This is a genomic window from Bacillus sp. FSL E2-8900, from assembly GCF_037966225.1.
In the GTDB taxonomy this organism is placed as follows: Bacteria; Bacillota; Bacilli; order Bacillales; family Bacillaceae_G; genus Bacillus_A; species Bacillus_A cereus.
Window position 1 is genome coordinate 2,636,060 of record NZ_CP150193.1, and the last position, 24,028, is coordinate 2,660,087.

The window sequence follows — 24,028 nt, forward strand, 5'->3', positions numbered from 1 at the left end:
TTTCACCCTCCTCTTATTTGTAAGAAACGTATACATCTTTTAATAATTCTTCATCGTCTGGGTATGGACTATTTTCACTAAATTCAATGGATCTTTGTACTGCATCATCTACTGCTTTTTCCATATCAACAAGTTCAGATTCCGTTAATAAACCTTCATGAATTAAATGCTTACGGAAATTCACAATCGCATCTTTTTCATTTAAATGTTCTTCTTTTTCTTCTGATGTTTTATATGTTTGCGCTTCACCTTCAAAATGACCGTAATTACGATATGTCATACATTCAATAATTGTTGGACCATCACCATTACGCGCACGTTCCACTGCTTCTGCAGCAGCTTTATATACAGCTAGAAGATCTTTTCCATCTACTTGAACGCCTGGAATATTATAAGCTTTTGCACGATCCGCAATAGAATCACAACTTGAAGCATATTCAAATGTAGTTGCTTCACCGTAACCGTTATTTTCTGCAATAAAAATAACTGGTAACTTCCAAATCGCCGCTAAATTAACCCCTTCATGGAATGTTCCTTCATTATTTGCTCCGTCACCGAAGAAACAAACACTTACATCTTTTGTTCCTTTATATTTAGCTGTCAATGCTGAACCGCAAGCAAGTGGGAAACCCCCGCCTACAATGCCATTAGCACCAAGCATTCCTTTATCTAAATCCGCAATATGCATGGAACCGCCTTTACCTTTACATAATCCTGTCGCTTTCCCGAAAAGTTCAGCCATCATACCATTTAAATCACAACCTTTTGCGATACAATGTCCATGACCTCTATGTGTACTTGTAATACTGTCACTATCCGTTAAGTGGGCACATACACCAACTGCTACCGCTTCTTCACCTGCGTATAAATGAACGAAACCTGGCAAAACGCCTTGCGCGAACAATTCATGTACCTTATCTTCAAACTTACGAATCTCTAACATTTTTTCATACATCCAACGAGCTTGTTCTTTCGTAATTTCATTCCCTTTACTTTCAGTTGTTTTTAACATGTCCAGCCCTCCTATTTTCTTGATCATCTTTTATATTGCAAGTACCGTGCCAAATTCTAATCCTTGATTTAATAGGTTTTCTCTTTTCTTTCATAATAAAAAAGTGGACAAAATGAGACAGATGTCTCGTTTTGTCCACTTTTGTTCACCTAATTTGAGAACTATTATCTTATTCATTATCAAAGCTCTGCTGTAATTTTCGGATGTAAATAATTTGGCCAATATGATATGCATTATGAGTTGTTACATTCGCTAACACTTCCCACCATTTTGCAGAAACAGGAAATCCCACTACATCACTTTCAACCTTTTCTTCATTTATGAGAGTTTGCCATTGTAGCAGTTTTTCTAGTAGTTTTTCCCGTAATTCATCGAAAGTTTGATTATCTGAAAGCATAAAACTTTTATTATTATCTCCTATAGCGGGTACTGCATTAACATGTGATTCTTTATACCTAGTTTGCCACGTAGAGTTCCAATACAGTAAATGTTGTACGATTTCGGCTATACTATTACACTCTTCATTCGGTTTCCAGAAAGCTTCCCTCTCAGATAAATCCTTAACTGCATCTGAAAATGGCATATACCAACTGGGATCATTCGCATTTGCTAATAACTGATCTGCTAATACATCTTTCACATGGACCATTTTTCTTCCCTCATTTCATTATCATATTAATATACACTACTCTATATACGCTCATTCCCTATAATCCCCTTTTTTGCATACAAATTGATTTCATACTGAATGTAAGAATAATAGATTTTCTTATCATAACTCGTTATGATAAAAGAAAAAGAAAGCTGGCGAAAAATGAATAAAAAAATCGCAATAATTACAGGAGCCTCAAGTGGATTTGGACTATTAACTACACTCGAACTCGCAAAAAAAAATTATTTAGTTATCGCTACAATGCGAAACCTTGAAAAACAAGTGCGCTTAATATCTCAAGTTACTCAACTTAACTTACAGCAAAATATAAAAGTTCAACAATTAGATGTAACCGATCAAAATTCTATACATAACTTCCAATTATTTTTAAAAGAAATACAAAAAGTAGACCTTCTTGTTAATAACGCAGGATATGCAAATGGGGGCTTTGTAGAAGAAATTCCAGTAGAGGAATACCGCAAACAATTTGAAACGAACCTATTTGGGGCTATATCAATTACCCAGCTTGTCTTACCGTATATGAGAAAACAAAGAAGTGGAAAAATCATTAATATTAGCAGCATTAGCGGCCAAGTTGGATTCCCTGGTTTATCTCCTTATGTATCTTCAAAATATGCATTAGAAGGCTGGAGTGAATCACTTCGCTTAGAAGTAAAACCTTTTGGAATAGATGTTGCTTTAATTGAACCAGGTTCTTATAACACAAACATATGGGAGGTTGGGAAACAACTCGCTGAAAACCAATCTGATACAACATCTCCTTACAAAGAGTATATGGATAAAATACAAAAACATATTAATAGCGGCAGTGATACATTTGGTAATCCGATAGATGTTGCTAATAAAATTGTAGAAATTGCTGAATCTAAGCGTACAAATTTACGATATCCAATCGGTAAAGGTGTGAAATTTATGATCTTTGCGAAGAAGATTCTTCCTTGGAGATTGTGGGAATATCTTGTTTTGAGAAGCTTTAAGAAAATGTAATAAACTTTTTGAAAACTATTTTGAAAGGGATGCTAATTAAATGTTAGGTTTACCGTATGGGAAAGTGTTTTTAGTGCCGTGGACTGAAGAATGGGAAATTGAGTTTATGAAAGAGAAACAACTCATTGAGGAACAAATTGGCGAACATATTTTAGCGATACACCATATTGGTAGTACTTCTATTCCATATTTAAGTGCAAAGCCAATTATTGATATAGCAATTGAATTAGAAAATTATACGGACGGTATACATTGTATTAAAAAGTTAGAACTACTAAACTATAAATATAGAAAAGAAGTATTACCCGAAAGATACTATTTTAATAAAGGTGAACCAAGAACTCATCAAATTCATATGTATGAACAAGGGAATACATATTTAATAGAACAATTACAATTTCGTGATTACTTAATAGACAATAAAACTGCACGCATGCAGTATGAACAGTTAAAGATTCAACTTTCACAAGCTAATCCTACTGATAAACATAAGTATGCAGAGGATAAAACTAATTTCATTACATCTATATTAACTAAAATAAATGCTTAAATAAACAAGAAACCATTTAGTAGTAAATGGTTTCTTGTTTATTAGTTATTTCATTATTTGTACTATCAAATTTTTATTATACAGCAGGTGGAAAGAAGTAAAATAGTATCGAAGTCATAAAAATAAACGTGAATACCCCAATTACCGAAAATATATATTCTTTCGACTCTCTATCATACTTCCATTCCATCAATGCTCTTAAGATTAACGTCCCACCTAAATAAGTAAAAATGACATAAGCAATATTAATACTTTCAAATTTAAAGATAAACATAAAGCTAGTTATTAAATAAATAAAAAGTAGTCCTATTTCCAATTTTTTATGTAAACTATTTACATGTTTTTTATATCCCCAAAAACCACCCTTGGGCATATTCAATTTTTTCTTAAAAACTTATCGAGAAAATAGACAGCTATACAAAAAACAATAGTTATAATCCAAAAAGTAGAACCTCCCATTTTCACCCCTCCTATTATTTCATTTAATTACTTGAAATAAATTGGACTATATTACGGTTATCCCCTTCTAAATAACTTATGATGCCTTCAGGATATGTCGGCTTCTCCTGTAATTCCTCTAGACTTTTCCAAATTAATATAATATCCTCATGCTCTTTATGCCTTATTTCATTTGTAATGATTTTTTCAACAGTCCCCCAGTGTATCAATGTACAATGATGACCTTTTTCGTTGTCCCACTCAAAAATGTGTTCATTTACAATTGCTAACTCTTGAACATCAACTTTCAAATCGTATTCTTCTATTAACTCTCGAATTATTGCTTCTTTTGACGTTTCACCAAATTCAATAGAGCCAACTGGAAAACGATAAAATGATTCATTTTCATCGCATTGTACAAGTACTTTAGAATGATCTTCATTTAAAATCATTGCTTCAGCACGTAATTTAGGATTTTTCATTTTGTCTCCCCATTCATTCCACATATGATTAAATCCAATAGGTATAAAAGAAAAAATTAAGAATAATTCCTGTTATTACTAATAGCGGAACCGTTCCTAAAGAAATGACATATTCCCTCGATTCTTTATCAAATTTCCACTCCATAAATGATTGAAAGCAGTATAAAGTTATTAAAAATAAAATGGGTAAATTACTAATATAAACGGGATTTAAAGTAGCACATATCATCGTAAAAATTATATAAGAAATAATAAGAGCCCTAGTGCCCCATTTATGAAAGTTGTTTACATATTTACTATTCCAGTCTGTTTGTTTCGGTATATTTAGTTTTTTCCTCACTACTTTTTCAAAAACAACTAAGGATATAATCCATACTATTAATAAAATTCCTTTAACCCAAAACAGTGATGTTTCCTCCTTTACCTTTTCTCCGGCTGATCACTCGGATACGTAGCATTCCTTTTATTTTCTACGTCCCAACTAATAATTGTCGCACTATCACGTCCCAACTGATGATGCACGTGTTCTAAAACATTGTGAATATTTTCTTTAAGTGTTTTATCATTTCTGTTCATAGCATTATACAAATTTACAGGTATTTCATATCGGCGTTCCCCGCATTCTAATACTCCATCTGTCACCATTACAATTCGGTTCTTTCCAGTACGTAATTCACGAATACCTGATGAATAGCAAGGAACAGGTAAATCAAATGTGTTTACATTTCCAATCCATTCGTAAAAATGACGTTGATTTAATGCATATTGTCCTAACTTATGTAACTCTTCATGAAATACATACACTAAACAATCACCGATAGAAAGCCACCATATATAATTTTCTTTCCTTACACATAGTAAGCAAGCTGTTTCACCTTTAATTTTTTTGCACTTTTCCTTAAATGAAGATGCCTGAAAAATTGTCAGTATATGATTTTCAACAGATTGAAACACTGTATTAATTGGTTCATTCAAAATTACTTTTATATTTTCATATTCTTTTTCGATTGTATTTACTACTAAATCAACACTTTCTGCACTATTATGTCCATCTAATATAGCTGCAAATTCCCATTCACCATTTGACCAAACTAATGCACCATCTTCATTCTTTTTCGCTCCAGCACTTTTATTCCCGCCATATTTACCAAGTACAATATCACCATATTGTTTAACTGAAATTTCTCCTAAACACATTTCTATATTTCCAACCCATGAATATTGTGTATTATTTGTTGTATGCATACTCATTTACCATATACTTTCGTATTCTTTCACATAGTTTTTTTATTTTCTCTTCGTCACCATATGGTGCGCCAGTCCATTTCGCTATCTCGGTTGGTGACCAAAACTCTTTTGGTGTATTCGGATAACGCGGAATAATGTGCATATGCATATGTGGTACACCATTTCCTGAAACAAAAGTGTAAATATGCTCTGCACCTTCGCTTTCTTTTAGCGCTTTACTTACTCTACTTGTTATAAGTCCGAACGCTTTCGCTTCTTCATCTGTTAGTTCAGCAAGGCCAGGTACATGTCTTTTTATATCTATCATTACATAACCCAGGTATGTTTCTTCACTATCCCAGTGGACATGTCCAACGTAAACGAGTTCATCTTCGTAAATAGCTCCACCTGGAACTATAATATTTCCTATATGTTTTTTGCAAATGAAACAGTTTTGTTCTATTTGATTGTTTGTTGACATATCCATCACCTTCCTTTTCATATATAATATCACAAAAAAAGGAAAAACAGGTTTCGTATTCCGAATTTTCATTCTTTTGATACAACAATTTTTGAAATGAATTTACATCTCATTATTTCTTCAAAAACGCAATCACAATTATAATCCCAATTACAATTCCGATTACTAAATTATTTGTAAAGTGCCCTTGAAATACACCAATTACAACCCCTATACCGACACCTATTGCCAAAGCATCATTTCTTTTTTTATTTTTAGCCAAAATCACATCTCCTCCCACCATTTCTCCCTAAATAACATACATTTACTTGAATGTATTAATATACGCACTATCTCGCTTAAATATTTCCAAAAAATGTACTGTAACTTCACATATAATATTTTCCATTTTCTGTACATACTCCTTTTATATTGGAAAATTTTCAAGTAACTATTAATTATACATAGGCATTTACTATAAGAAAGCTTCGTAATTTATTGAAGGAGGAACGATTCAAATGTATCCTCATTGGAATCCAAATATAAATCAACAGTATGTTTATTCCCCTCATCCCGCAAGGAATACATTGCATCATGATTCACAATATATGATGCAGCGTATTGCAAGTCTTGAAAATCAATTAACTAAATTAATCTCATTAATCGAGGAAAATAATCAATTAATTAAATCAATGGAACAACAAAAAAACCAAGTTTGTGCACCAGCTGGAGGTTCTGTTATCGTTCGTATGTGATCTGGATGCAATAAAAAACACACTTTGTATTATAAAAGTGTGTTTTTTATTCATTATTTTCTTTTCGTATGGAACCCTTGTGTAATTCGATCTAATATAATTGCGATTACTACGATAGCTAATCCAGCTTCAAATCCCATTCCGATATTAACTTGTGTTACAGAGCGATATACATCAACTCCAAGTCCTGGAGCTCCTACAAGTGATGCTGTTACAACCATCGATAACGAAAGCATAATGCTTTGGTTCACACCAGCCATAATCGTTCCGGTTGCAAGTGGTAATTGTACTTTAAATAGTTTTTGTGATGCCGTGGATCCAAACGCATTCGCTGCTTCAATTAAATCTTCTGGAACTTGTCTAATTCCTAAGTCAGTAAAACGAATTGTCGGTGGCATTGCAAAGATTACTGATGCAATAATTCCAGGTACTACACCTACTCCGAAAAATGTAATCGCTGGAATAAGGTATACGAATGCAGGCATTGTTTGCATAAAATCTAATGTTGGTTTTAAAAATTTTGAGAAACGTTCATTTTGAGATGCTAATATACCAATTGGAATTCCGACAATAATTGAAATAATAACAGACGTAAGTACGAGTGCCAATGTTTGCATCGTTTGTGCCCAGTAGTTAATATTCAAAATAAATAATAATCCAATAAGCGTAAAAATGACTAAAGATAATTTCCTCGTTGTGTACCAAATGAGGAAACATAAGATAATAATCATCAATATGGCGGGTATTATTGTTAAAAAATTAGTGAGTAAATCAACAAATCCGCCAATAATATAAGAGAATCCTCGGAATAAGCCTTCAAAGTGCTCATATAAACTTGCAACAAATGAGTCGACCCATTCCCCTAATGGAATCCGCGGTATACTATTCATCGTCTTTCACCTCTTCCTCAATGTTTCCTGCAAGAGCTTGAATGACACTTTCACGTTTAATAATTCCTCTTAGCCTTTTCTTCTCATCGATTACTGGTAACGGATATTTCATCTCTGCCATTTTTGCATATGTCTCTTCCAGTAAAGTATCCAAATACACATGCGGAATATCATTAAGTAATAAATCAGCAATCGGCCACTGTTTTTGTACTGCTTTACTCGCATCATCCGCAGTTAATATACCTAAAAACTCATACTTTTTGTTTACAACATATACAGTTGAAACACCTGCATTCCTCATAATTTGAAGGGCTACACGAGGTCCACGATCAATTAATAAAGTTTCTGGTCGTTTTAAAATAGACTCCGCCGTAATTACTTTTCCTAAATTCACATCCGCAACAAACTTTTCTACAAATTCATTAGCGGGGCTCATCATAATTTCTTCTGGTGTTCCAATTTGGACGATTTCTCCATCTTTCATTAATGCGATACGATCTCCAATTCGAAGCGCTTCATCTAAATCATGCGTAATAAATATAATCGTTTTTTCCATTTTATCTTGTAACTCTAACAATTCATCTTGCATTTCTTTTCGAATAAGTGGATCTAATGCACTGAATGACTCGTCCATTAGTAATACATCTGGATTATTCGTTAGTGCCCTTGCGATTCCAACGCGCTGTTGCATACCACCACTAAGTTGACTTGGGTAATTATCTTTATGATGATCGAGTCCTACTAACTGTAGCGATTCTAACGCTTTTTTCTCTCGCTCTTCAACCGGAACCCCTTGTATTTCTAAACCATATGCAACATTTTGTATAACTGTACGATGCGGAAATAGAGCGAATTTCTGAAATACCATACTCATTTTCGTTCTTCTTACTCTCCGTAACTCTTCTTTTCCCATCGTTGCGATGTCTTCACCATCTATGTATATATGACCTGCAGTTGGTTTAATCAATTGATTTAACATACGAACTAGCGTAGATTTCCCGCTACCAGACAAACCCATAATAACGAAAATCTCTCCAGAGTAAACTTCAAACGTTGCTTTTTTCACCCCAACGTTCATTCCTGTCTCTTTTAAAATTTCCGATTTACTTTTTCCTTCTTTTAATAAGGAAAGGGCCCTTTGCGGATGTTTCCCGAATACTTTTGTTACGTTTTCAACACGCACCTTTGTATTATCCATGTCACTACTCCTTTTCTACCCATCTATTCACATAGTGTTGCGATTTTACAAAGAAATATTACATAAAAATGACATTCATAAGATTTCTTTAAAATTCTCGTTTCCGTTCATAATAAGAATGCTTACTTATACATTTATTTTATAAGGCAAACGTTACTTAGGAGGTTTTCGATGCGAAAGAAAATTTGGTTTATATGCCTTGCATTATTTATTACTATGATTTTCACTTCATGTAATGCAACAAATGCAAATTCGAAAGGAAAAATTAAACTTGGTGTAACAAGTTGGAAAGAAAATATTGCAACCGCAAACATGTGGAAAGTTTTATTAGAAGAAAAAGGCTACAAAGTTGAGCTCATGTATTTAGAAAAAGCCGCAATTTGGACTGGTGTCGCTCGTGGTGATGTTGATGCGAATTTAGAAGTATGGCTACCAGTTACAGATAAACCGCTAAACGATCGTTATAAAGATGATATTGTCTTAAAATCAAAATGGTACGAAGGTACTGGACTAGGTTTAGTCGTCCCTTCTTATATGAAAAACATAAACAGTATCGAAGATTTAAATGCTCATAAAGATGAACTAGAGAATAAAATTGTCGGTATCGAACCCGGTAGTAGTCTTATGAATTTAACGAATAAAGCAATGAAAGAATATGATATAAAACTAAAACTTGTCCAATCCTCTGAAGCTGCGATGATGAGTGAACTAAAGAAAGCATATACGAAAAAGAAGCCAATCGCTGTTACGCTTTGGAATCCGCATTGGGGCTTTTCAGAATTTGACTTAAAATATTTAAAAGACCCTAAGAAAGTATATGGTGAAAAAGATGACATTTATTACTCTGTTCGTAAAGGTTTCGAAAAAGACCATCCGGATATCATAAAATACTTTGACAAATGGAAGATGAACGATGAACAGCTTGGTACGTTAATGGTCGAGTTAAATAAAACGAAAGATCCCGAAGAAGCGGCGCGAAAATGGATTAAGAAGAATCAAGCGCTAGTTGATGAATGGGTAAAAGATTAATAAAAATAGGCTAGAGGGTTAGCATATCCTCTAGCCTGTTTTTAACTTATTTTTTCGTAACAACGTCATCTACAATCCCATATGCCTTCGCTTCTTCTGCAGTCATAAAATAATCTCTTTCTGTATCATGTGCTACTCTTTCAATCGGTTGGCCTGTTTTTTCTGCAATCATTTTATTAATATCATGCTTTAACTTTAATATTCTTTTCGCAGTTATTTCAATTTCTGTTGCTTGCCCTTGTGCACCACCAAGCGGCTGATGAATCATAATTTCACTGTTAGGGAGAGCAAACCGTTTTCCTTTTGCTCCTGATAATAATAACAATGCACCGAATGATGCCGCAAAGCCCATGCATAGCGTTTGCACATCTGGTTTAATTAAATTCATCGTATCTAATATTGCAAAACCTGCTGTCGTTGAACCGCCAGGGCTATTGATGTATAAGAATATATCTTTTTCTGCATCTTCTGCTTCTAAAAATAATAATTGCGCTACGACACTACTCGCTACTTGATCATTAATTTCTGAGCCGATAATAATAATGCGGTCTTTCAATAACCTTGAATATATATCATAGGAACGTTCTCCTAATTTTGTTTGTTCTACTACATATGGAATTGCATTCATTTTAAATCCCTCCAATACTTGTTATGCTGCGTAAAGCATATAACTGTAGGAAGAAGGGTTTTTCACATTAAATAATAAGACTGGCTGTTTAGATGGTAACTTAGTAAAATCTATTGTCGGAAGAAGCTTCGTTAATAATTCCGGTCTTTCCTCACGAATAGATGTTACAACAACTTCAATATCCTCTGTGAATTCGACTATCTCAATCCCTTCTTCACTTACAGTTTTCAGCCTATTTCTACTCCGAAATAAAGAAGCTTTCACTGCACCTTCTGATACAGAACACACTTTAGCAATATCAGCGATACTATATTGAAAAACATCTTTTAATAATAAAATTGCGGATTGCTGTACATTTAATGAAGACAATACTTTCCCTACCATTTCATGCAAATCTGCAATGTTCTCATGTGGTTCTTCAAAAGTGATTTGTCCTCTTATTTTTTCATGAACAGACTTAGACTTCATCTGATCTAACCAACGATTTCTTGCTATTTTATAGACGAGTGTCATACAAATATCTTTATTTCTATATTTTTGAAGCACTTTACACACTGTTTCTTGGGCGAGATCTTCCCCATCCCATTTGTTTTTCGTTAAAAAAGTACAGTATCTTTTTAACTCTCCATATTGTTTAATTAAAAAGTTTATATTTGAATGATTCATATCGATATGGTTCTTTGAAACATGAGTTACTTTTGTGCACAAAATAACCACTCCTTTTCAGCGCTTACTTAATAAACGATTCAACATTAAAAAAAGTTACGGGGATATAAAAAAATAATGTTTATGTTCAATAATTCGCGGTCATAAATATGTTATGTACAATTTTACGTGAGGAGGAACAAATTTGCCAAAATTAACAATTGAAGGTACGGGAACTTTTGATGTGAAAGAAGGAACAAAGTTAGTATTAGCAATTGAAGATAGCGGTGTCAACATTCTTCATCGTTGCGGCGGGAATGCACGTTGTACAACTTGTAGAGTAGAAATACTAGCAGGTGATTTCTGTGAAGCGAGTGCGAATGAGAAACATGCAATGACGGAAAAAGGAATTGAAGATCATTTACGATTATCTTGTCAAATGCGTGTACATAAAGATATAGTCGTTCGTCCGGTACTTACAGTTGAAAATTCAGGTCTTGATGCTGGGCCACGCCCGGCGGAGTAAAGTGATGAATTTAAAACAGCTCGCTGGCGAATATGCTGCTAACTTTGTAAATGATGGCATGAAAATTGGGCTTGGTACAGGTTCTACTGTATATTGGACAATACAAAAATTAGGTGAACGTGTAAAAGAAGGATTATCATTTCAAGCTGTACCGACATCAAAGGAAACTGAAGCATTAGCACAGCAACTAAATATCCCCCTAATTTCGTTAAACGACGTACAAAGCCTTGATCTTACAATTGATGGAGCGGATGAAATTGATTCAAATTTACAACTTATAAAAGGCGGTGGTGGTGCATTACTTCGTGAAAAAATCGTTGCCTCTTCCTCTAAAAAACTAATTATCATTGCTGATGAATCGAAATTTGTAACACATTTAGGTAATTTTCCATTACCTGTTGAAATCATCCCTTTTTCATGGAAACAAACCGAAAATAAAATTCAGTCTTTAGGGTGTCAAACCACATTACGTTTGAAAAACAATGAAACCTATATAACCGATAACAATAACATGATTATCGATTGTATATTCCCTAATCATATTTCTAATCCTGCCCATTTACACACTCAATTAAAAATGATTACTGGTGTAGTTGAAACAGGGTTGTTTATAAGTATGACGAGTACAGCAATTATTGGTACTAAAAATGGGATAAAGAAATTGTAATAAAAGCTAACTTTTTAAAGTTGGCTTTTTAGTATGTTCTTCTTCTCTTAATAGTGCTTTATTATGATATACTAGGAAAACGTAAACTGATTACACTAGAAAGGACTGAACATTTTGCAATCCAAACTTATAACAGAACTTGCTGATTTAGAAACTGCCTTTCATATTCGAAAAGAAGTATTTGTAAAAGAACAAGGTGTCCCTCTTGCAGATGAATTTGATACATTCGATGAAATCGGAGAGCAATGTAAACATATTTTAGTTTATTATCATGAGCTTCCTGTAGGCACAGGGCGTATACGATTTGTTGATGGTGTCGGAAAATTAGAACGTATTTGTATTTTAAAAGATTATCGTACATACGGATTAGGTAAAGTCATCATTCAAACGTTAGAAGAACTTGCTCGTAACAAACAAGTTACAAAAGTGAAACTACACGGTCAAACACAAGCTGAAGGATTTTATACAAAACTAGGTTATCAAACTTCTTCTGATATATTTATGGAAGATGGCATTCCGCACATACTTATGACGAAAGTATTATCATAATAAAAAGGTAGTGTATGAATCTTATGTATTCATACACTACCTTTTTTTATTAATAGAAAAGTGAATTCTCAAGATTCCCTTTTGCATCAAAGCCCATCATCTCTTAGTTCATACCTAAGTAAAGCTTACACTGTTTTCCATAATGATAATGCATAAATCCAGTTTGGATCACCATTTCCTTGATAACTCTGGACTGCTTCATATACTTTTCCTTCGTGCAGAACTCTATCTCCCTTTTTATATGCTTTTTTTGCATCCCACGCTTCATATGAAGCGTTTTCAGTTTTTGTAGTAATTGTGAATATATCACTCTGTACGGATTCATTTCCAGCTACATCAACAGCTTTCACTACATATTTATAAGTAGTATTAGCGAGCAGATTTTTATCCAAATAAGAAGTTGTATTGGATGTTGCAATCTTTTTCATTGCCCCTTCTGTTTCTCTATAAATATCATAATGGTCTACACCAATATTATCGTCAGATGGACTCCACATTAAATCCACACTTGACGCTGTCGTTCCCATACTATGTAATCCTTTTGGTTGTGTTGGTGCTTCTGTATCAGGAGTCTCAACTGTCGTTTTTACTGTAAGCGCTGCACTTTCTTTCGATACATTTCCAGCTGCGTCAATTGCTTTTACAGTATAAGAGTATTCTGTACTTGGTTGTAATTTCTTATCAATAAAATGAGTGCCTAGTACTGTATCAATCATCTCTCCGTTACGGAAGATTTGATATCCTTTTACCCCTACATTATCCGTAGAAGCGTTCCATGTTAGTTCTACACTATTCGCTGTTACTTTTTGCGTCTGAAGTCCATTTGGAATACTTGGCGCTTCTATGTCTGGTTTCACATCATTAATAAGATTAACATCAATTACATTATAGAATGCATTTGCTGTATCAGCTACATCCCATACTGCTAAAATCACATGATATCCACTACGATCAGTAGGTACATTGATTTTATGAGTTAAATTATTTGAAGCTGCAGAACCATCATGTTGTACTGTTCCAATTGGTTCAAAATCTGCTCTTGTTAGCGCTTTATTTGGATTCCATCCTTTTTTAGTAATATAGTAATGCCACTTACTCGTTAAGTGAGGCGCAGTATACTTCCAAGTAAATGTATTTTCCCCACCAGTGATTGTATTTTTAAACCAACGATTTGCTGTTTGTTGATCTAAAATACCACCAAATTTTCCGCCTGCTGAAGCAATTTGTCCATCTACTGGACCACCTTGTGGGAACCCTTTTGGAGCTTCTAAACTTTGTGGTTCATACATAACACTTCCACAGTTTACATTTAGCGCACCATAAGTTGGACTACATAAAGCAGATCGGCTACCAGGCTTTTCAACAAAACCGTGCGCATAAGCATTTTGAGGAATAAGTGTCGTACTAATAATTCCAGCTGTTAATGCTACAGCTCCTAAACTTTTTTTGTTCATTTTCATATTTTGTAGTTGTTTTAAAAATCGATTATTCATGTTCATGTCTCCTTCTTGTTATACTTTGTAGTGGAATGTGGGCTTTGATGTAAAAGAATAACAAGAGACAAACTTGTACCGATGTATGTGTTAATTATGCATACACCGCAGTGAAATTATATTTTTCTTGTGAAATATTTCACTTTATGAATATATCATGACATAGAAATTACCTGAGTATGTGCAGAAGTTGTGCAGAAACAGTGAAATTATTACTAACATGTAAAACTAAGTCCTAACATTTTAAAATAAAATTTGAATATATTTATCTATCATCTTTACTTCATAATTGACAATACATTTAACTAGTTAACTTTTATTCTTATACTTATATCTCTCAGTGCCTTAGTTTTAACCATACTAAATATTAAAAATAAGAATTATAAAGTTAAATAAAAAGCATCCTATTTAGATGCTTTTCTAATGTATAATTTCATTTTTTCACTGACCTACAAATATAAAAATTTCATCAACAGCTTCCTTATATCCACCTGATTTTTGGAAAGATTTCTTCAAATTCAAAGCGACTTCTTTAAATGACGGATTATTTAATACCATTTCTACACTTTCACTTAGTTGATCCGCAGTTAATCCTTGCATTTGTAATTTTATTCCTGCTCCAAGACTCTCCACTTGCTTTGCGACTACTGGCTGATCTGCACTTTGCGGTATTACAACGAGCGGAATCCCGTTATACAGTCCTTCATGCGCACTGTTCATCCCGCCGTGTGTAATAAATAGTTTCGTATATGTAAGCAGCTCAGTTTGGGGTACATAGTTTTTCACAATGAAGTTTTTAGGAATTTCGCCTAGATCACTTATTTTTGTTTTACTACCAATAGACATAACAATTGTATGCTCACTATTCTCAAAGGCCTTCATACACAGTTTATAAAAGTCAATCGCTTCATTAAAAACAGTACCTAATGAAATATAAATCGGACTTTTTTCTTCAATTGAAGTAAAATCAACGTCTCTGTTTTTCATTTGTGCAGAGATAGATGGTCCTACAAATTTATATGTTTCATCAAACGTATCACCAAAAGGCTGGAACTCCTTAATTGTATATACAATAGTAAGGGGTGCAGGATTACAGAAAACTTCATACGATGATTTTATTTCAACACCATATTTTTCAGCAATTCCCTTCGTTAAGTTTTGAAAATCATTCTGTATTTTATCATAAATTTCTACTGAGATATTTTTTGATAGATGACCTAACATTTGCTCAAAGGATTTTTCATCCTGCGCAAAAGATGTGCATGAATTTATGGCTGGAAGTTTAAGGATTTGAGCAATTAAATGGCCACAGCCAAACATAGAATCATGAATTATGTAATCAAAATGTTCACCTTCAATTTGTTCTAGAACGCTAGGTATGACAATATCCGCTGTATGTAGAAGGCCATTTATTCTCTCCTGTAAATAATTTCTGCCTCCAGATAGAAACGCTTTTATAAATTTTTGATCATCAATCGTTCGTACAGTAGCACCTGTCTTCTCAATCCGCTCCCTGAAAGCTTCTATTGAAAAATAAACGACCTCTTCACCACGAGAAATCAATTCTTCTACAACTTGTAAAGTTGGATTTATATGTCCTTCTGATCCAGCGTTAATAAATAAAACACGCGCCATAATAAACACTCCTTACGTTAAATCGTTTCTATGTTGGCAAGAGTACGGTTTCTCTCCATACTCTTTTCCTAGCTGTTCGTAACATGTTCCTACTAAATTGACCTAGCAAGTCTAAAACCGAGATCATCTATATGAAATGTAGGATGGCTTCGACGACGACAAGTAGCGCCGCATCCTCTCGCTGTTTCAGCCCAACTACCACCACGAAAAATGCGGTATGATCCGTACACTGTTTCATCATACAAATCATAACACCATTCCCAAACGTTCCCTAGCATATCATAAAGCCCCCATGCATTCGGTTCTTTTTGGCCAACTTCATGAATCTCTCCATTTGAATTTTCATTATACCACGCTATATCATGGAGTTTCCCGTATGTATATCCGGTTGTACTTGCTTTACATGCATATTGCCACTCTGCCTCAGATGGTAATCGGTAGCCATTCGAATCTAAATTACATTTCACAATTTGACCACCATCACTAATAGAATAATATTCTTTTAATCCCGCTTTTTTTGAAAGTACATTACAAAACGCAATGGCATCGTTCCATGAAATATTGACAACTGGTTTATGATTTTTATCAAAATTATTTAATGTACTATTTGTAATAGCATCATATAGTTCCATTGTTACAGCATACTTTGCAAGAAAAAATGGTTGAATTTGCACTATCCATTCTTTTTTTATTCGATCATCTCTTAATACTACCTCTCCAACTGGAATATTTACCATTAATGAATCGATTGTTTGAATTAAATCATTAGTCATTTTCTATTCCTCCAAACGTTCATTTTATATGAACTTATAGTCATATACTCATTACAAAATACAATTTTCAAAAAGCGTTAAATTTTTCATAATAAAAAACGATTAGTTTAATTAAACTAATCGGTAAGATCCAAAAAGAATTGTTGTGTCACATTCTATTATTATATGTGCTCTAAAAATTTCCGAACCTCATTTGGAGATTTTAAAACAATAACCTTTTTCTCTTCGGACAATTGCTCTAACCCTTTTAAAATTGTAGGTCGTTTAGTATTAGGATATTCCCATATCCATTTAAAGAATTGCAAATCAAATCTTTCTTCACATCCCGCGCCCATATCTGGTCTTGTTTTATTCCGGTATTTTACAATTCTTTTAAAAGCACGATAAATACAAATTGTTCTATGCATATCAAGGAAGATAATTGTATCAGCTGCATTCAGTCTGATACCCATCGTCCCGCCATAATTCCCATCAATAATCCACTTCTCATCTTTAATTAAGTTATTTTGAACTGCTATTTGTTCTTCTCTCGGAACACCCTCCCAATTCGGTTTCCAAAATAATGCATCAAGATGATGCACCTTAATATTTAATTTATTTCCTAACTGCCTTGCTAATGTGGATTTTCCTGAACCGCCAGAACCAATTAATATTATTTTTTTCATAAAGGGCTCCTTTTTAAAATCGATTATTTCCTCCGTAACATAAACTCACAAAGTATTCCCACTCCAACACCAATTGTATAAGCCACTAAATCACTCCACAAAAAACCGTATCCCAATACGAGTCCGCCTAAAGTCGTTGCACGAATGCTATCTATCCACTTCGCATGATACAATTGGTTCACTTCAATCCCATAGCAAAACATTAAACTAATAAAAGCCAACTTCTTCGTCTCTGTTTTAGGAAACAAAAATCCAAAGCCAGTAAAAATCATTAATGCCCATAAAGCATCACCTAAATAATCATTTAATAGATGTGGTAGTGCAAAAGCAAACTTTCTTGAGCTAAGACCTAAAATAATAATAACTATAGTAAATAGTGCATATACTACTCTATTTCGTTTCGTATTCATTTTAAAGTCCCCTAATATGTAATGTAAAACTGTAAATAGCTAGTAAAACAAAGTTATTTTACTAGCTATTTATTAGTTGCTTTAATGATAAGAAAATGTGGATTCGTATTTAGATAATAATATGATTTCTCGTCTACTTCTTTCATTTTTTCAATTGCCTTCGGTTCTACTATCTCTTCTAATACAAAATAATTTGTAGTTTCATTTAGTATGTCTTGTAATGATCTTCTAAAAAACTTGACTTCAATAGTAATATTCGGTTTAACCCAAGTATCTATTAATAACTGTTTTTCAAAATAATTTTCACATGGAAACTTTGTGAAATCCATAAAAGGATGATGAATAGAATAAATAAGTTCCCCACCTGGCTTCAATACACGACGAAATTCTTGAAATACTTGATTCCAATTTTCTAAGTAATGAAGAGTTAACGAACTTACAATCACATCATACGTATTATCTTCAAATGGCAATGTTTCTTGCAGATCATGACAAAGGAACGTTGCTTCTTCTCCTATATTTTCTTTTGCTGCTTTTACCATTTCAGGACTTACATCAATTGCTGTAACATTTGCTCCTCTTCCTATGAATTGAGAAGTATACCATCCAGCTGCACATCCAGCATCTAATATCTTTTTTCCTTCTAGTTCCCTTGGAATAAGCTCCATCATCGCCGGTCTTTCATAATAACTGTTATATGGATTTGCAAAATCTAGATTTTCTTTATATGTACTCGCTAATTTATCATACGTATCTTTAATCGAATCTTTCATTACACACACTCCTAATACATATTAATCCATTAACTCCTGCTGCTTTTTCTTTGAAAATGATTGTAGTACTAGATCATACGACCAATCAATCATTTTATTAATTTGCTCCTGCTCTATACCCTTATGAATATAAACGGTATTCCAATGTTTTTTATTCATATGATACCCTGGAATAATTGTTTCTGGATAATCTTCTCTTATTCTTAATGCGACTTCTGGATCACACTTCAATGTAATCGCAGCTTTTTCGCCTTCTTCATGATTTACTATCGCAAATATTTTATTATTAAGCCTCATACATGTTGCACTCCAGCCATCTGGAGAATCTTCTGTCGCTTTTCTTTTCGATAAACAGTACGCTCTTGTTGCATTCATTTTAATTGGCACCTCTTATTCTTTCCCTGTTTGATTACGATGCATCACAATTTGCTTCGTTGCTTGAAATTGCTGCTCACCGTAAAACTTTATTAGCTTCTCACCGCAAAATAGACTAACAATATCAATATGAGATATTTCTCGAAGTAATATTGTAAGCATTTTCTCTCCAATACCTTTATTTCTTACACTCTCATGTACGACAACATCTTCAATGTATGCTCGAAAAGCACCATCAGAAACGACTCTAGCAAATCCAACTAATTCATTTTCTTCCCATACTCCAATGCCTATACTATTCTTTAACATTTTTTCAATATCGACTTCTTTTCTTTCTGGCCACCAACCGACAGAATCATAAAGCTTCTTTATTTTTTCTGCACAGATTGGTTGTTCTTGTTGCAATTTATACGTGTACATATGCTTTCTCCCATCAACCAGTATACATAATACTATTATAATCTCTTTTCAAAAAAGTGCTGACTATGACCTTTCGGATGATCTTCAACGACACCATACTCCCTGTAACCGTGCTTTTTATAAAATTCTGGCGCTTGAAAACTAAATGAATCTAGCAATATTAATCTGCACTCTTTTTCCTTCGCAATTTCTTCAATTTTATGTAAAAGTTGGCTACCATAACCGTCATGACGAACTGATTTATCAACCCATAAAAAGTCGATATGAAGATGATAAAAATACATCGTACCTGTTACACCACCAAATATTTTTCCTTCTTCATTTTTTACTACGAGGCTTACTTCTTCCATCGGCTGTTTTACTTCATCTGTTAAGATGGACATATTATATTGAATAACTTTATTTTTAATGTATTCTCCTTCAATACGTGTACCGTTCTCTATATGTTTCATATACATTGCTTCCTTTCAACTTAGTAAGCTACATTTTGTTTTTCCCCTTTAAAATACTAATCAAAACGAATCCACCATATGTAACAAAGCATGAAAAGCCAATTATCCCTGGTACAGAGACATAGCCTACCCTTATGTAACTTATAACTGCAAAACAAGCGATAGACAATAAAATAGATGGCCAAAATATAACAGCTATTTTTCTTCGTCCTCGTTTCGATGTACTTTCTTTCTCTTCAGAAACACGTGTGCCAAAAAGCAATACAATACAAATAAGGATCGCTGCAAAGTAAATTGTATCTAATGACAAATTGTGATCATATAGTGCGATTCCAACTTCAAGAACAATAATCGTTAAAATTAAAATAATGATTGTTGAAGTCTTTAAGTTTCTTTTCAATCGCTCACTCCTAGCATGCTTTCACTATATTCTTTGTATATGTACTTTAAAACTGCTGCAAAAGCTTCATCTACCTCTTTATTTTCACGTCGATTCGGTAAATCTTTTCCCCCCATCACATAAAGAAGCGGAAATTCGTTAAACATTCCTATTATACCAATAAATTCAATATCGAATATAAAAAACTTTTCGGCAGCTCATATCAGCTATTTAAATAAGAAAAAGGTAGCATGAGTTTTTTCTTGCTACCGAAAAATATTTATTCTTCTATAGGATTTTCAGGACCGTTAAGTTCCAGCTGATAAAAAGCTAAATCTAGCCATTTATTAAACTTATAACCAGCTTTTTTTATTGTTCCTGCATGAACAAATCCATAGTTTTGATGCAAGGCAATACTTTTCTCATTCTCTGCATCAATTCCAGCAATTAAGGTCATATACTCTCTTTCCTTTGCAATTTCGATTAATGTTTTCATTAAAGACGTCCCAATCCCATTTTTTCTATAATCCTTATCAACATACACCGAATGCTCAATTGAATATTTATAAGCAGGCCAGGCTCTAAATGGTCCAAATGTCGCAAATCCTACTACTTTATTATCTAATTCGTATACGAAAATGGGATAACCGTCAGCCTTTTTTTGTTCATACCAATCTATTCTATTTTCAAGGGTTACAGGTTTATACGCATATACAGCTGTTGTATAAAGTATCGCATCGTTATAAATATCTAAAATGTATGCTAAATCTCTTTTCGTTGCTTCCCTTATCATTGTTTTCTTCCTTTCATCATGTTCATCTTATTTCACTATCTTTTTAATAGTTTTATTTTATCGAAATTTCCGATTTTTATCTACATACGAATACTAGCTTTTCGGAAACCATCAAATATATTTATTGCAGCAGATAATGTGTAGAAGAAAATTCCTCCCCCAATGAGCCACGTTTTAAATCCCTCTGGGGAAATAGTAAATGCATTTGCCAAATACGTAATAAACCCTGCGTTAAATACATGTGGATTTACTACAATTACAATGAATACTATCGTCCCAGCTATTTGAAGAATAGCATTCCCAATCGCCAATCTTTGAGTCCATTGTCCCTGCACCAATTTATAAAGGGATATACATATTTCAAAAACGATCATAATTATAACGATTGGCCAGTACTGCAATAAAACATCTTGATTAAAAGTTGGCGAAACAAACTTCAGTCCATTTGCCGTACCGTTATATACGCCAACAAGATGATTCGCATAAAAGTAAAGTGTAGCCCAAACTGCTGTCCACATTAAACCTGCAAAAACTTCAAACTTCGAGATTGCTTTTTTCTTTGGGATATACGAGATGTTTTTCAAATCATCTGGTGTCCATTTTTTTAAACTTGTCGTCAACGGCTCGATACCTTTGTCTTTATCTGTTCTTTCTAAAATAACAAACACAAGTGTCAACCAGAAAAATACATGGAGGCCCACTTCAAAAATTTCCCCAATGCCTTTACCTATCAATTGCAAAATAACATTTAATATCGCTTGATCACCACTATAGCCTATAAAATTTTCTGCAACCATTGATATGAGTGCAATGACAGCTGCGATTGGTATAATCATTTTTAACAACGTTGTATATACATCAAAATAACGTGGTCCAATTAAATGCATCGGTCTATCCAAATAACCATTAGCCAATGAAACCGGACTCCCCAATTTTTTGAGAACGCTCTTTACATCCTCCTCACTATAATCTTCAGGTAACATATCCTCTATAGTTGACCTTAGTTCAAGTGTAATATCTTCACTATTTTTTTCAGGTAATCTCTTCGCAACCTCTTGGATATAGAGATCAATTAAATTCATTCTCTTCCTCCTTTAATAAGTTATAAAGTTCTTTCGAATCCTTTATCCATTCTTTTTTCAACTGCAAAAATATTTCTAATCCATAATCACTTAAAACATAATACTTACGAGGTCTACTCTCCGTTTTATCCCAACTACTCGTCACTAATTCCTGTTTTTCTAATCGGCGAAGTAGCGGATATAAAGTACTTTGATCAATTGTAATCCCTGATTGCTCCAATAACTGGACAAGTGAATATCCGTACTGCGGCGTTCTTAATTGACTTAAAACGGCTAACGTTAATGTCCCTCTTCTTAACTCAGTAATTAACGAGTTTAATAAAGTATCCATTTACTCACCTCATTTCCATTACTATATGTCATACAGTATGTGTTTTATACTATGTATCGTACAGTATTAATGTGACAAAAACTATATTTTTTACCGAAAAACGGATAATGAAAAGCGCAAATTATATGATTTGTACTTTTTTAGCTAAGTTATATATATAACACTCTAAAAGATAGCAACCTTAACTACTAATTTTGAAGTTGCAGTAATGCTATATTAAGTGACAACTATCGTATACATATGATGTGAACATAACATCTCACTATAGGAAGCTAATAAAACGGAAAATTATCATGGTTGAATGATTCCTGTTTTATTCTTTAGGCACTGTTGATTTCACACCGTTTTCAGCACCTAATCAACGTTACTTCCTTCATAAACTTCATCTTGTTCAAAATCTTTATTTTTGTTTGGTTTATTAGAGAAAAATAAAAAAACAATTAAATTAGGTTAATTGTTTTTCAAATGCAAAATCTTTATTTTTTTAAATAATCTATGATATTCGAAAAGACAAATTCTCCAAATGCAAGTGGTATATAAATAAACCATAACTTTAATATTGCCTTTGTTTCTTTGTGATCAGAATCCCCCATTAAAACCAACCCTATCCTTTTTCTTCAAATATTTTCTTTTTAATTCCAATAACAAGGAAATTATACCATTTATTAATGTTGTAGTCTATTTTTTCTAAAAATTAAATAAATAAAATTCTTGTATTCCTTCAATATTCAGATAAACATAATAACTTTTTTACGTTTCATCTTCAAAGTCAATAATGAGTCCTGTTAGAACCGCTACATTACCAATCGATTGGATCCCGTGACCAATAAAATCCACCTTAAATTCTTCCCACTTTAATTTATGTAATGATATAATAACACTAAATTTTCAACACGTGCTTAATAGATTGGGGACTTATAATGGATAAACCTCTCACTGCATTACAAACTATTATTATACATATGAATACAACTGAGCATTGGCATGATTTTATTTGTTACTGTCAGCATCGCGAAGCGGGACTTCGAAAATTAGCTTATAAACATTTAGAGACATTTATTACAAATGCAAAGAAATGGGAATCAAAAGATCAAGAGGAGTTTGCCATTTCACTGTTTACTATTTTAGATGCATCAAACGAAAAAGATGAGGTGTTAACTTTCTCACTAAATAGTTTTCTAATTGACATTCTATATAGATGGACAGAAAACACCCCATTTGATTCAAGACCTTTTAGATGGATAGGAATTTATATGGACTCTAGCAATAAAGAAGACGATTTAGAAAAATCCCTTCGAAAAGCGATTGAATTAGGTGGTGATACCGAACAAGAAGCCATGATATACCTAGTTTCTAATTACATCAATACTTTAGATTTTGGTACACATGAATTACCGTCAGGTTATTGCGGGGATTTAGGCGAATGTATAGAAAAACTTCCCTATATGCTGCAATTAATTGATAGAATTCAGAATAAGAACATAAAGGAGCAAAACATTGGGCAAATACAAGAACAACTACACCTTATTCTAGATTGGTTAAAACATACACAAATTCCAGTAGATGCTGTTCGTATATGGGAAAAAGAACAAACTAAGGAATTAGAAAAAAGCATCGTATATCATTTAAACAACAGCTCAAGTCATTAATTCGTCTACTATTTCAATATAAAAAAGAGGATCTTCATACAGTACTAGAAAATCCTCTTTTTATATGTATCCCACATTAGCT

The 24,028-nt window shown here is 33.3% G+C and carries 33 protein-coding genes and 1 pseudogene; 8 read left to right on the forward strand and 26 right to left on the reverse strand.

What is annotated here, in order from left to right:
* Positions 1-13: 13 nt before the first annotated feature.
* Positions 14-1,012, reverse strand: coding sequence for an acetoin:2,6-dichlorophenolindophenol oxidoreductase subunit alpha (gene acoA, locus NST90_RS13455; protein WP_000921275.1), 999 nt, complete (start codon positions 1,010-1,012; stop codon positions 14-16).
* 169 nt (positions 1,013-1,181) lie between these two features.
* Positions 1,182-1,661, reverse strand: coding sequence for a DinB family protein (locus NST90_RS13460; protein WP_006924308.1), 480 nt, complete (start codon positions 1,659-1,661; stop codon positions 1,182-1,184).
* A gap of 165 nt (positions 1,662-1,826) precedes the next feature.
* Here NST90_RS13460 and NST90_RS13465 point away from each other — a divergent pair, with 165 nt between their 5' ends.
* Together NST90_RS13465 and NST90_RS13470 are read left to right on the forward strand one after the other, a co-directional pair.
* On the forward strand, positions 1,827-2,672 hold the full coding sequence (locus tag NST90_RS13465) for an oxidoreductase (protein WP_048535453.1): 846 nt from the start codon (positions 1,827-1,829) through the stop codon (positions 2,670-2,672).
* A 40-nt stretch (positions 2,673-2,712) separates the two neighbouring features.
* The gene (locus NST90_RS13470; RefSeq protein WP_000901213.1) at positions 2,713-3,222 is read left to right on the forward strand and encodes a GrpB family protein; all 510 of its coding nucleotides are present in this window, start codon (positions 2,713-2,715) and stop codon (positions 3,220-3,222) included.
* Positions 3,223-3,298: 76 nt separating this feature from the next.
* Here the strand turns inward: NST90_RS13470 and NST90_RS13475 are convergent.
* The 6 genes and pseudogenes from NST90_RS13475 to NST90_RS13500 all read right to left on the reverse strand — a co-directional run bounded on the left by NST90_RS13475 (position 3,299) and on the right by NST90_RS13500 (position 6,130).
* Positions 3,299-3,681 (reverse strand): annotated as a pseudogene (locus tag NST90_RS13475) (DUF4181 domain-containing protein).
* Positions 3,682-3,704: 23 nt separating this feature from the next.
* On the reverse strand, positions 3,705-4,142 hold the full coding sequence (locus NST90_RS13480; protein WP_046392804.1) for an NUDIX domain-containing protein: 438 nt from the start codon (positions 4,140-4,142) through the stop codon (positions 3,705-3,707).
* A gap of 28 nt (positions 4,143-4,170) precedes the next feature.
* Positions 4,171-4,509 carry a DUF4181 domain-containing protein gene (locus NST90_RS13485; RefSeq protein ID WP_074628857.1) on the reverse strand — a complete coding sequence of 113 codons (339 nt, stop codon included), beginning with the start codon at positions 4,507-4,509 and terminating at the stop codon, positions 4,171-4,173.
* Positions 4,510-4,562: 53 nt separating this feature from the next.
* Positions 4,563-5,387, reverse strand: coding sequence for a PP2C family serine/threonine-protein phosphatase (locus tag NST90_RS13490; RefSeq protein WP_000557603.1), 825 nt, complete (start codon positions 5,385-5,387; stop codon positions 4,563-4,565).
* Entirely contained in the window at positions 5,371-5,871 is a 501-nt protein-coding gene (locus NST90_RS13495) for an HIT family protein (RefSeq protein WP_002005170.1), read from the reverse strand. The genes NST90_RS13490 and NST90_RS13495 overlap by 17 nt, the downstream gene beginning before the upstream one ends.
* A gap of 91 nt (positions 5,872-5,962) precedes the next feature.
* Positions 5,963-6,130 carry a hypothetical protein gene (locus NST90_RS13500; protein ID WP_002196584.1) on the reverse strand — a complete coding sequence of 56 codons (168 nt, stop codon included), beginning with the start codon at positions 6,128-6,130 and terminating at the stop codon, positions 5,963-5,965.
* A 217-nt stretch (positions 6,131-6,347) separates the two neighbouring features.
* On the opposite strand from NST90_RS13500, the gene NST90_RS13505 reads away from it, so the two are divergent.
* Positions 6,348-6,584, forward strand: a complete 237-nt coding sequence (locus NST90_RS13505; protein ID WP_000283222.1) for a hypothetical protein — start codon at positions 6,348-6,350, stop codon at positions 6,582-6,584.
* A 53-nt stretch (positions 6,585-6,637) separates the two neighbouring features.
* On the opposite strand, the gene NST90_RS13510 is transcribed toward NST90_RS13505, so the two are convergent.
* Complete coding sequence (locus tag NST90_RS13510; RefSeq protein ID WP_001084760.1) at positions 6,638-7,474, reverse strand: proline/glycine betaine ABC transporter permease; 837 nt, start codon at positions 7,472-7,474, stop codon at positions 6,638-6,640.
* Positions 7,467-8,672 carry a glycine betaine/L-proline ABC transporter ATP-binding protein gene (locus NST90_RS13515; RefSeq protein ID WP_000370606.1) on the reverse strand — a complete coding sequence of 402 codons (1,206 nt, stop codon included), beginning with the start codon at positions 8,670-8,672 and terminating at the stop codon, positions 7,467-7,469. Before NST90_RS13515 ends, NST90_RS13510 begins: the two co-directional genes overlap by 8 nt.
* A 171-nt stretch (positions 8,673-8,843) precedes the next feature.
* Here NST90_RS13515 and NST90_RS13520 point away from each other — a divergent pair, with 171 nt between their 5' ends.
* Positions 8,844-9,701, forward strand: a complete 858-nt coding sequence (locus tag NST90_RS13520; protein WP_001227620.1) for a glycine betaine ABC transporter substrate-binding protein — start codon at positions 8,844-8,846, stop codon at positions 9,699-9,701.
* Positions 9,702-9,747: 46 nt separating this feature from the next.
* Here the strand turns inward: NST90_RS13520 and clpP are convergent, their stop codons facing one another.
* Complete coding sequence (clpP, locus tag NST90_RS13525) at positions 9,748-10,329, reverse strand: ATP-dependent Clp endopeptidase proteolytic subunit ClpP (RefSeq protein WP_000991610.1); 582 nt, start codon at positions 10,327-10,329, stop codon at positions 9,748-9,750.
* Positions 10,330-10,350: 21 nt separating this feature from the next.
* The gene (locus NST90_RS13530; RefSeq protein WP_030025885.1) at positions 10,351-11,037 is read right to left on the reverse strand and encodes an RNA polymerase subunit sigma-70; all 687 of its coding nucleotides are present in this window, start codon (positions 11,035-11,037) and stop codon (positions 10,351-10,353) included.
* Positions 11,038-11,179: 142 nt separating this feature from the next.
* Between NST90_RS13530 and NST90_RS13535 the strand changes: the two genes are divergently transcribed.
* From NST90_RS13535 to NST90_RS13545, 3 genes are all read left to right on the forward strand, one after another.
* Positions 11,180-11,500: a 2Fe-2S iron-sulfur cluster-binding protein gene (locus tag NST90_RS13535; protein ID WP_001125395.1), complete on the forward strand. Its 321-nt coding sequence runs from the start codon at positions 11,180-11,182 to the stop codon at positions 11,498-11,500.
* Positions 11,501-11,504: 4 nt separating this feature from the next.
* Positions 11,505-12,167, forward strand: coding sequence for a ribose 5-phosphate isomerase A (rpiA, locus tag NST90_RS13540; protein ID WP_025709469.1), 663 nt, complete (start codon positions 11,505-11,507; stop codon positions 12,165-12,167).
* Between the two features lie 114 nt (positions 12,168-12,281).
* On the forward strand, positions 12,282-12,716 hold the full coding sequence (locus tag NST90_RS13545; RefSeq protein ID WP_001190865.1) for a GNAT family N-acetyltransferase: 435 nt from the start codon (positions 12,282-12,284) through the stop codon (positions 12,714-12,716).
* 125 nt (positions 12,717-12,841) lie between these two features.
* On the opposite strand, the gene NST90_RS13550 is transcribed toward NST90_RS13545, so the two are convergent.
* The 14 genes from NST90_RS13550 to NST90_RS13615 all read right to left on the reverse strand — a co-directional run bounded on the left by NST90_RS13550 (position 12,842) and on the right by NST90_RS13615 (position 22,297).
* Positions 12,842-14,209, reverse strand: coding sequence for a lytic polysaccharide monooxygenase (locus tag NST90_RS13550; protein WP_001065145.1), 1,368 nt, complete (start codon positions 14,207-14,209; stop codon positions 12,842-12,844).
* A 441-nt stretch (positions 14,210-14,650) separates the two neighbouring features.
* On the reverse strand, positions 14,651-15,844 hold the full coding sequence (locus NST90_RS13555; protein WP_016122656.1) for a macrolide family glycosyltransferase: 1,194 nt from the start codon (positions 15,842-15,844) through the stop codon (positions 14,651-14,653).
* Positions 15,845-15,936: 92 nt separating this feature from the next.
* Entirely contained in the window at positions 15,937-16,617 is a 681-nt protein-coding gene (locus NST90_RS13560; protein ID WP_025709470.1) for an SUMF1/EgtB/PvdO family nonheme iron enzyme, read from the reverse strand.
* 161 nt (positions 16,618-16,778) lie between these two features.
* Entirely contained in the window at positions 16,779-17,282 is a 504-nt protein-coding gene (locus NST90_RS13565) for a DNA topology modulation protein (protein WP_016122657.1), read from the reverse strand.
* A gap of 23 nt (positions 17,283-17,305) precedes the next feature.
* Positions 17,306-17,692 carry a DUF2809 domain-containing protein gene (locus tag NST90_RS13570; protein WP_025709472.1) on the reverse strand — a complete coding sequence of 129 codons (387 nt, stop codon included), beginning with the start codon at positions 17,690-17,692 and terminating at the stop codon, positions 17,306-17,308.
* Between the two features lie 65 nt (positions 17,693-17,757).
* Positions 17,758-18,465, reverse strand: coding sequence for a class I SAM-dependent methyltransferase (locus NST90_RS13575; protein ID WP_025709473.1), 708 nt, complete (start codon positions 18,463-18,465; stop codon positions 17,758-17,760).
* Between the two features lie 21 nt (positions 18,466-18,486).
* Positions 18,487-18,840 carry an MmcQ/YjbR family DNA-binding protein gene (locus tag NST90_RS13580; protein WP_000994622.1) on the reverse strand — a complete coding sequence of 118 codons (354 nt, stop codon included), beginning with the start codon at positions 18,838-18,840 and terminating at the stop codon, positions 18,487-18,489.
* A 15-nt stretch (positions 18,841-18,855) separates the two neighbouring features.
* Positions 18,856-19,260: a GNAT family N-acetyltransferase gene (locus NST90_RS13585; RefSeq protein WP_025709475.1), complete on the reverse strand. Its 405-nt coding sequence runs from the start codon at positions 19,258-19,260 to the stop codon at positions 18,856-18,858.
* Between the two features lie 35 nt (positions 19,261-19,295).
* The gene (locus NST90_RS13590) at positions 19,296-19,712 is read right to left on the reverse strand and encodes a GNAT family N-acetyltransferase (RefSeq protein ID WP_000680416.1); all 417 of its coding nucleotides are present in this window, start codon (positions 19,710-19,712) and stop codon (positions 19,296-19,298) included.
* A gap of 28 nt (positions 19,713-19,740) precedes the next feature.
* Complete coding sequence (locus NST90_RS13595) at positions 19,741-20,112, reverse strand: hypothetical protein (protein ID WP_025709477.1); 372 nt, start codon at positions 20,110-20,112, stop codon at positions 19,741-19,743.
* Positions 20,109-20,258, reverse strand: a complete 150-nt coding sequence (locus NST90_RS13600; RefSeq protein WP_000481402.1) for a hypothetical protein — start codon at positions 20,256-20,258, stop codon at positions 20,109-20,111. Before NST90_RS13600 ends, NST90_RS13595 begins: the two co-directional genes overlap by 4 nt.
* 113 nt (positions 20,259-20,371) lie before the next feature.
* On the reverse strand, positions 20,372-20,884 hold the full coding sequence (locus NST90_RS13605; RefSeq protein ID WP_025709479.1) for a GNAT family N-acetyltransferase: 513 nt from the start codon (positions 20,882-20,884) through the stop codon (positions 20,372-20,374).
* 80 nt (positions 20,885-20,964) lie between these two features.
* Positions 20,965-21,966: a hypothetical protein gene (locus NST90_RS13610; protein WP_025709481.1), complete on the reverse strand. Its 1,002-nt coding sequence runs from the start codon at positions 21,964-21,966 to the stop codon at positions 20,965-20,967.
* Entirely contained in the window at positions 21,953-22,297 is a 345-nt protein-coding gene (locus NST90_RS13615) for a PadR family transcriptional regulator (RefSeq protein ID WP_000380294.1), read from the reverse strand. The genes NST90_RS13610 and NST90_RS13615 overlap by 14 nt, the downstream gene beginning before the upstream one ends.
* 920 nt (positions 22,298-23,217) lie before the next feature.
* Between NST90_RS13615 and NST90_RS13620 the strand changes: the two genes are divergently transcribed.
* Positions 23,218-23,946 (forward strand): hypothetical protein, encoded by a 729-nt coding sequence (locus NST90_RS13620; RefSeq protein WP_025709483.1) that lies wholly within the window; start codon positions 23,218-23,220, stop codon positions 23,944-23,946.
* Positions 23,947-24,028: the final 82 nt, after the last annotated feature.

Coding starts and splice junctions, on each gene's coding strand:
- acoA (WP_000921275.1), bottom strand. CDS start 1,012: ATGTTAAAAACAACTGAAAGTAAAGGGAATGAAATTACGAAAGAACAA.
- NST90_RS13460 (WP_006924308.1), bottom strand. CDS start 1,661: ATGGTCCATGTGAAAGATGTATTAGCAGATCAGTTATTAGCAAATGCG.
- NST90_RS13465 (WP_048535453.1), top strand. CDS start 1,827: ATGAATAAAAAAATCGCAATAATTACAGGAGCCTCAAGTGGATTTGGA.
- NST90_RS13470 (WP_000901213.1), top strand. CDS start 2,713: ATGTTAGGTTTACCGTATGGGAAAGTGTTTTTAGTGCCGTGGACTGAA.
- NST90_RS13480 (WP_046392804.1), bottom strand. CDS start 4,142: ATGAAAAATCCTAAATTACGTGCTGAAGCAATGATTTTAAATGAAGAT.
- NST90_RS13490 (WP_000557603.1), bottom strand. CDS start 5,387: ATGCATACAACAAATAATACACAATATTCATGGGTTGGAAATATAGAA.
- NST90_RS13495 (WP_002005170.1), bottom strand. CDS start 5,871: ATGAAAAGGAAGGTGATGGATATGTCAACAAACAATCAAATAGAACAA.
- NST90_RS13505 (WP_000283222.1), top strand. CDS start 6,348: ATGTATCCTCATTGGAATCCAAATATAAATCAACAGTATGTTTATTCC.
- NST90_RS13510 (WP_001084760.1), bottom strand. CDS start 7,474: ATGAATAGTATACCGCGGATTCCATTAGGGGAATGGGTCGACTCATTT.
- NST90_RS13515 (WP_000370606.1), bottom strand. CDS start 8,672: ATGGATAATACAAAGGTGCGTGTTGAAAACGTAACAAAAGTATTCGGG.
- NST90_RS13520 (WP_001227620.1), top strand. CDS start 8,844: ATGCGAAAGAAAATTTGGTTTATATGCCTTGCATTATTTATTACTATG.
- clpP (WP_000991610.1), bottom strand. CDS start 10,329: ATGAATGCAATTCCATATGTAGTAGAACAAACAAAATTAGGAGAACGT.
- rpiA (WP_025709469.1), top strand. CDS start 11,505: ATGAATTTAAAACAGCTCGCTGGCGAATATGCTGCTAACTTTGTAAAT.
- NST90_RS13550 (WP_001065145.1), bottom strand. CDS start 14,209: ATGAATAATCGATTTTTAAAACAACTACAAAATATGAAAATGAACAAA.
- NST90_RS13555 (WP_016122656.1), bottom strand. CDS start 15,844: ATGGCGCGTGTTTTATTTATTAACGCTGGATCAGAAGGACATATAAAT.
- NST90_RS13560 (WP_025709470.1), bottom strand. CDS start 16,617: ATGACTAATGATTTAATTCAAACAATCGATTCATTAATGGTAAATATT.
- NST90_RS13565 (WP_016122657.1), bottom strand. CDS start 17,282: ATGAAAAAAATAATATTAATTGGTTCTGGCGGTTCAGGAAAATCCACA.
- NST90_RS13570 (WP_025709472.1), bottom strand. CDS start 17,692: ATGAATACGAAACGAAATAGAGTAGTATATGCACTATTTACTATAGTT.
- NST90_RS13575 (WP_025709473.1), bottom strand. CDS start 18,465: ATGAAAGATTCGATTAAAGATACGTATGATAAATTAGCGAGTACATAT.
- NST90_RS13580 (WP_000994622.1), bottom strand. CDS start 18,840: ATGAATGCAACAAGAGCGTACTGTTTATCGAAAAGAAAAGCGACAGAA.
- NST90_RS13585 (WP_025709475.1), bottom strand. CDS start 19,260: ATGTACACGTATAAATTGCAACAAGAACAACCAATCTGTGCAGAAAAA.
- NST90_RS13590 (WP_000680416.1), bottom strand. CDS start 19,712: ATGAAACATATAGAGAACGGTACACGTATTGAAGGAGAATACATTAAA.
- NST90_RS13600 (WP_000481402.1), bottom strand. CDS start 20,258: ATGTTTAACGAATTTCCGCTTCTTTATGTGATGGGGGGAAAAGATTTA.
- NST90_RS13605 (WP_025709479.1), bottom strand. CDS start 20,884: ATGATAAGGGAAGCAACGAAAAGAGATTTAGCATACATTTTAGATATT.
- NST90_RS13610 (WP_025709481.1), bottom strand. CDS start 21,966: ATGAATTTAATTGATCTCTATATCCAAGAGGTTGCGAAGAGATTACCT.
- NST90_RS13615 (WP_000380294.1), bottom strand. CDS start 22,297: ATGGATACTTTATTAAACTCGTTAATTACTGAGTTAAGAAGAGGGACA.
- NST90_RS13620 (WP_025709483.1), top strand. CDS start 23,218: ATGGATAAACCTCTCACTGCATTACAAACTATTATTATACATATGAAT.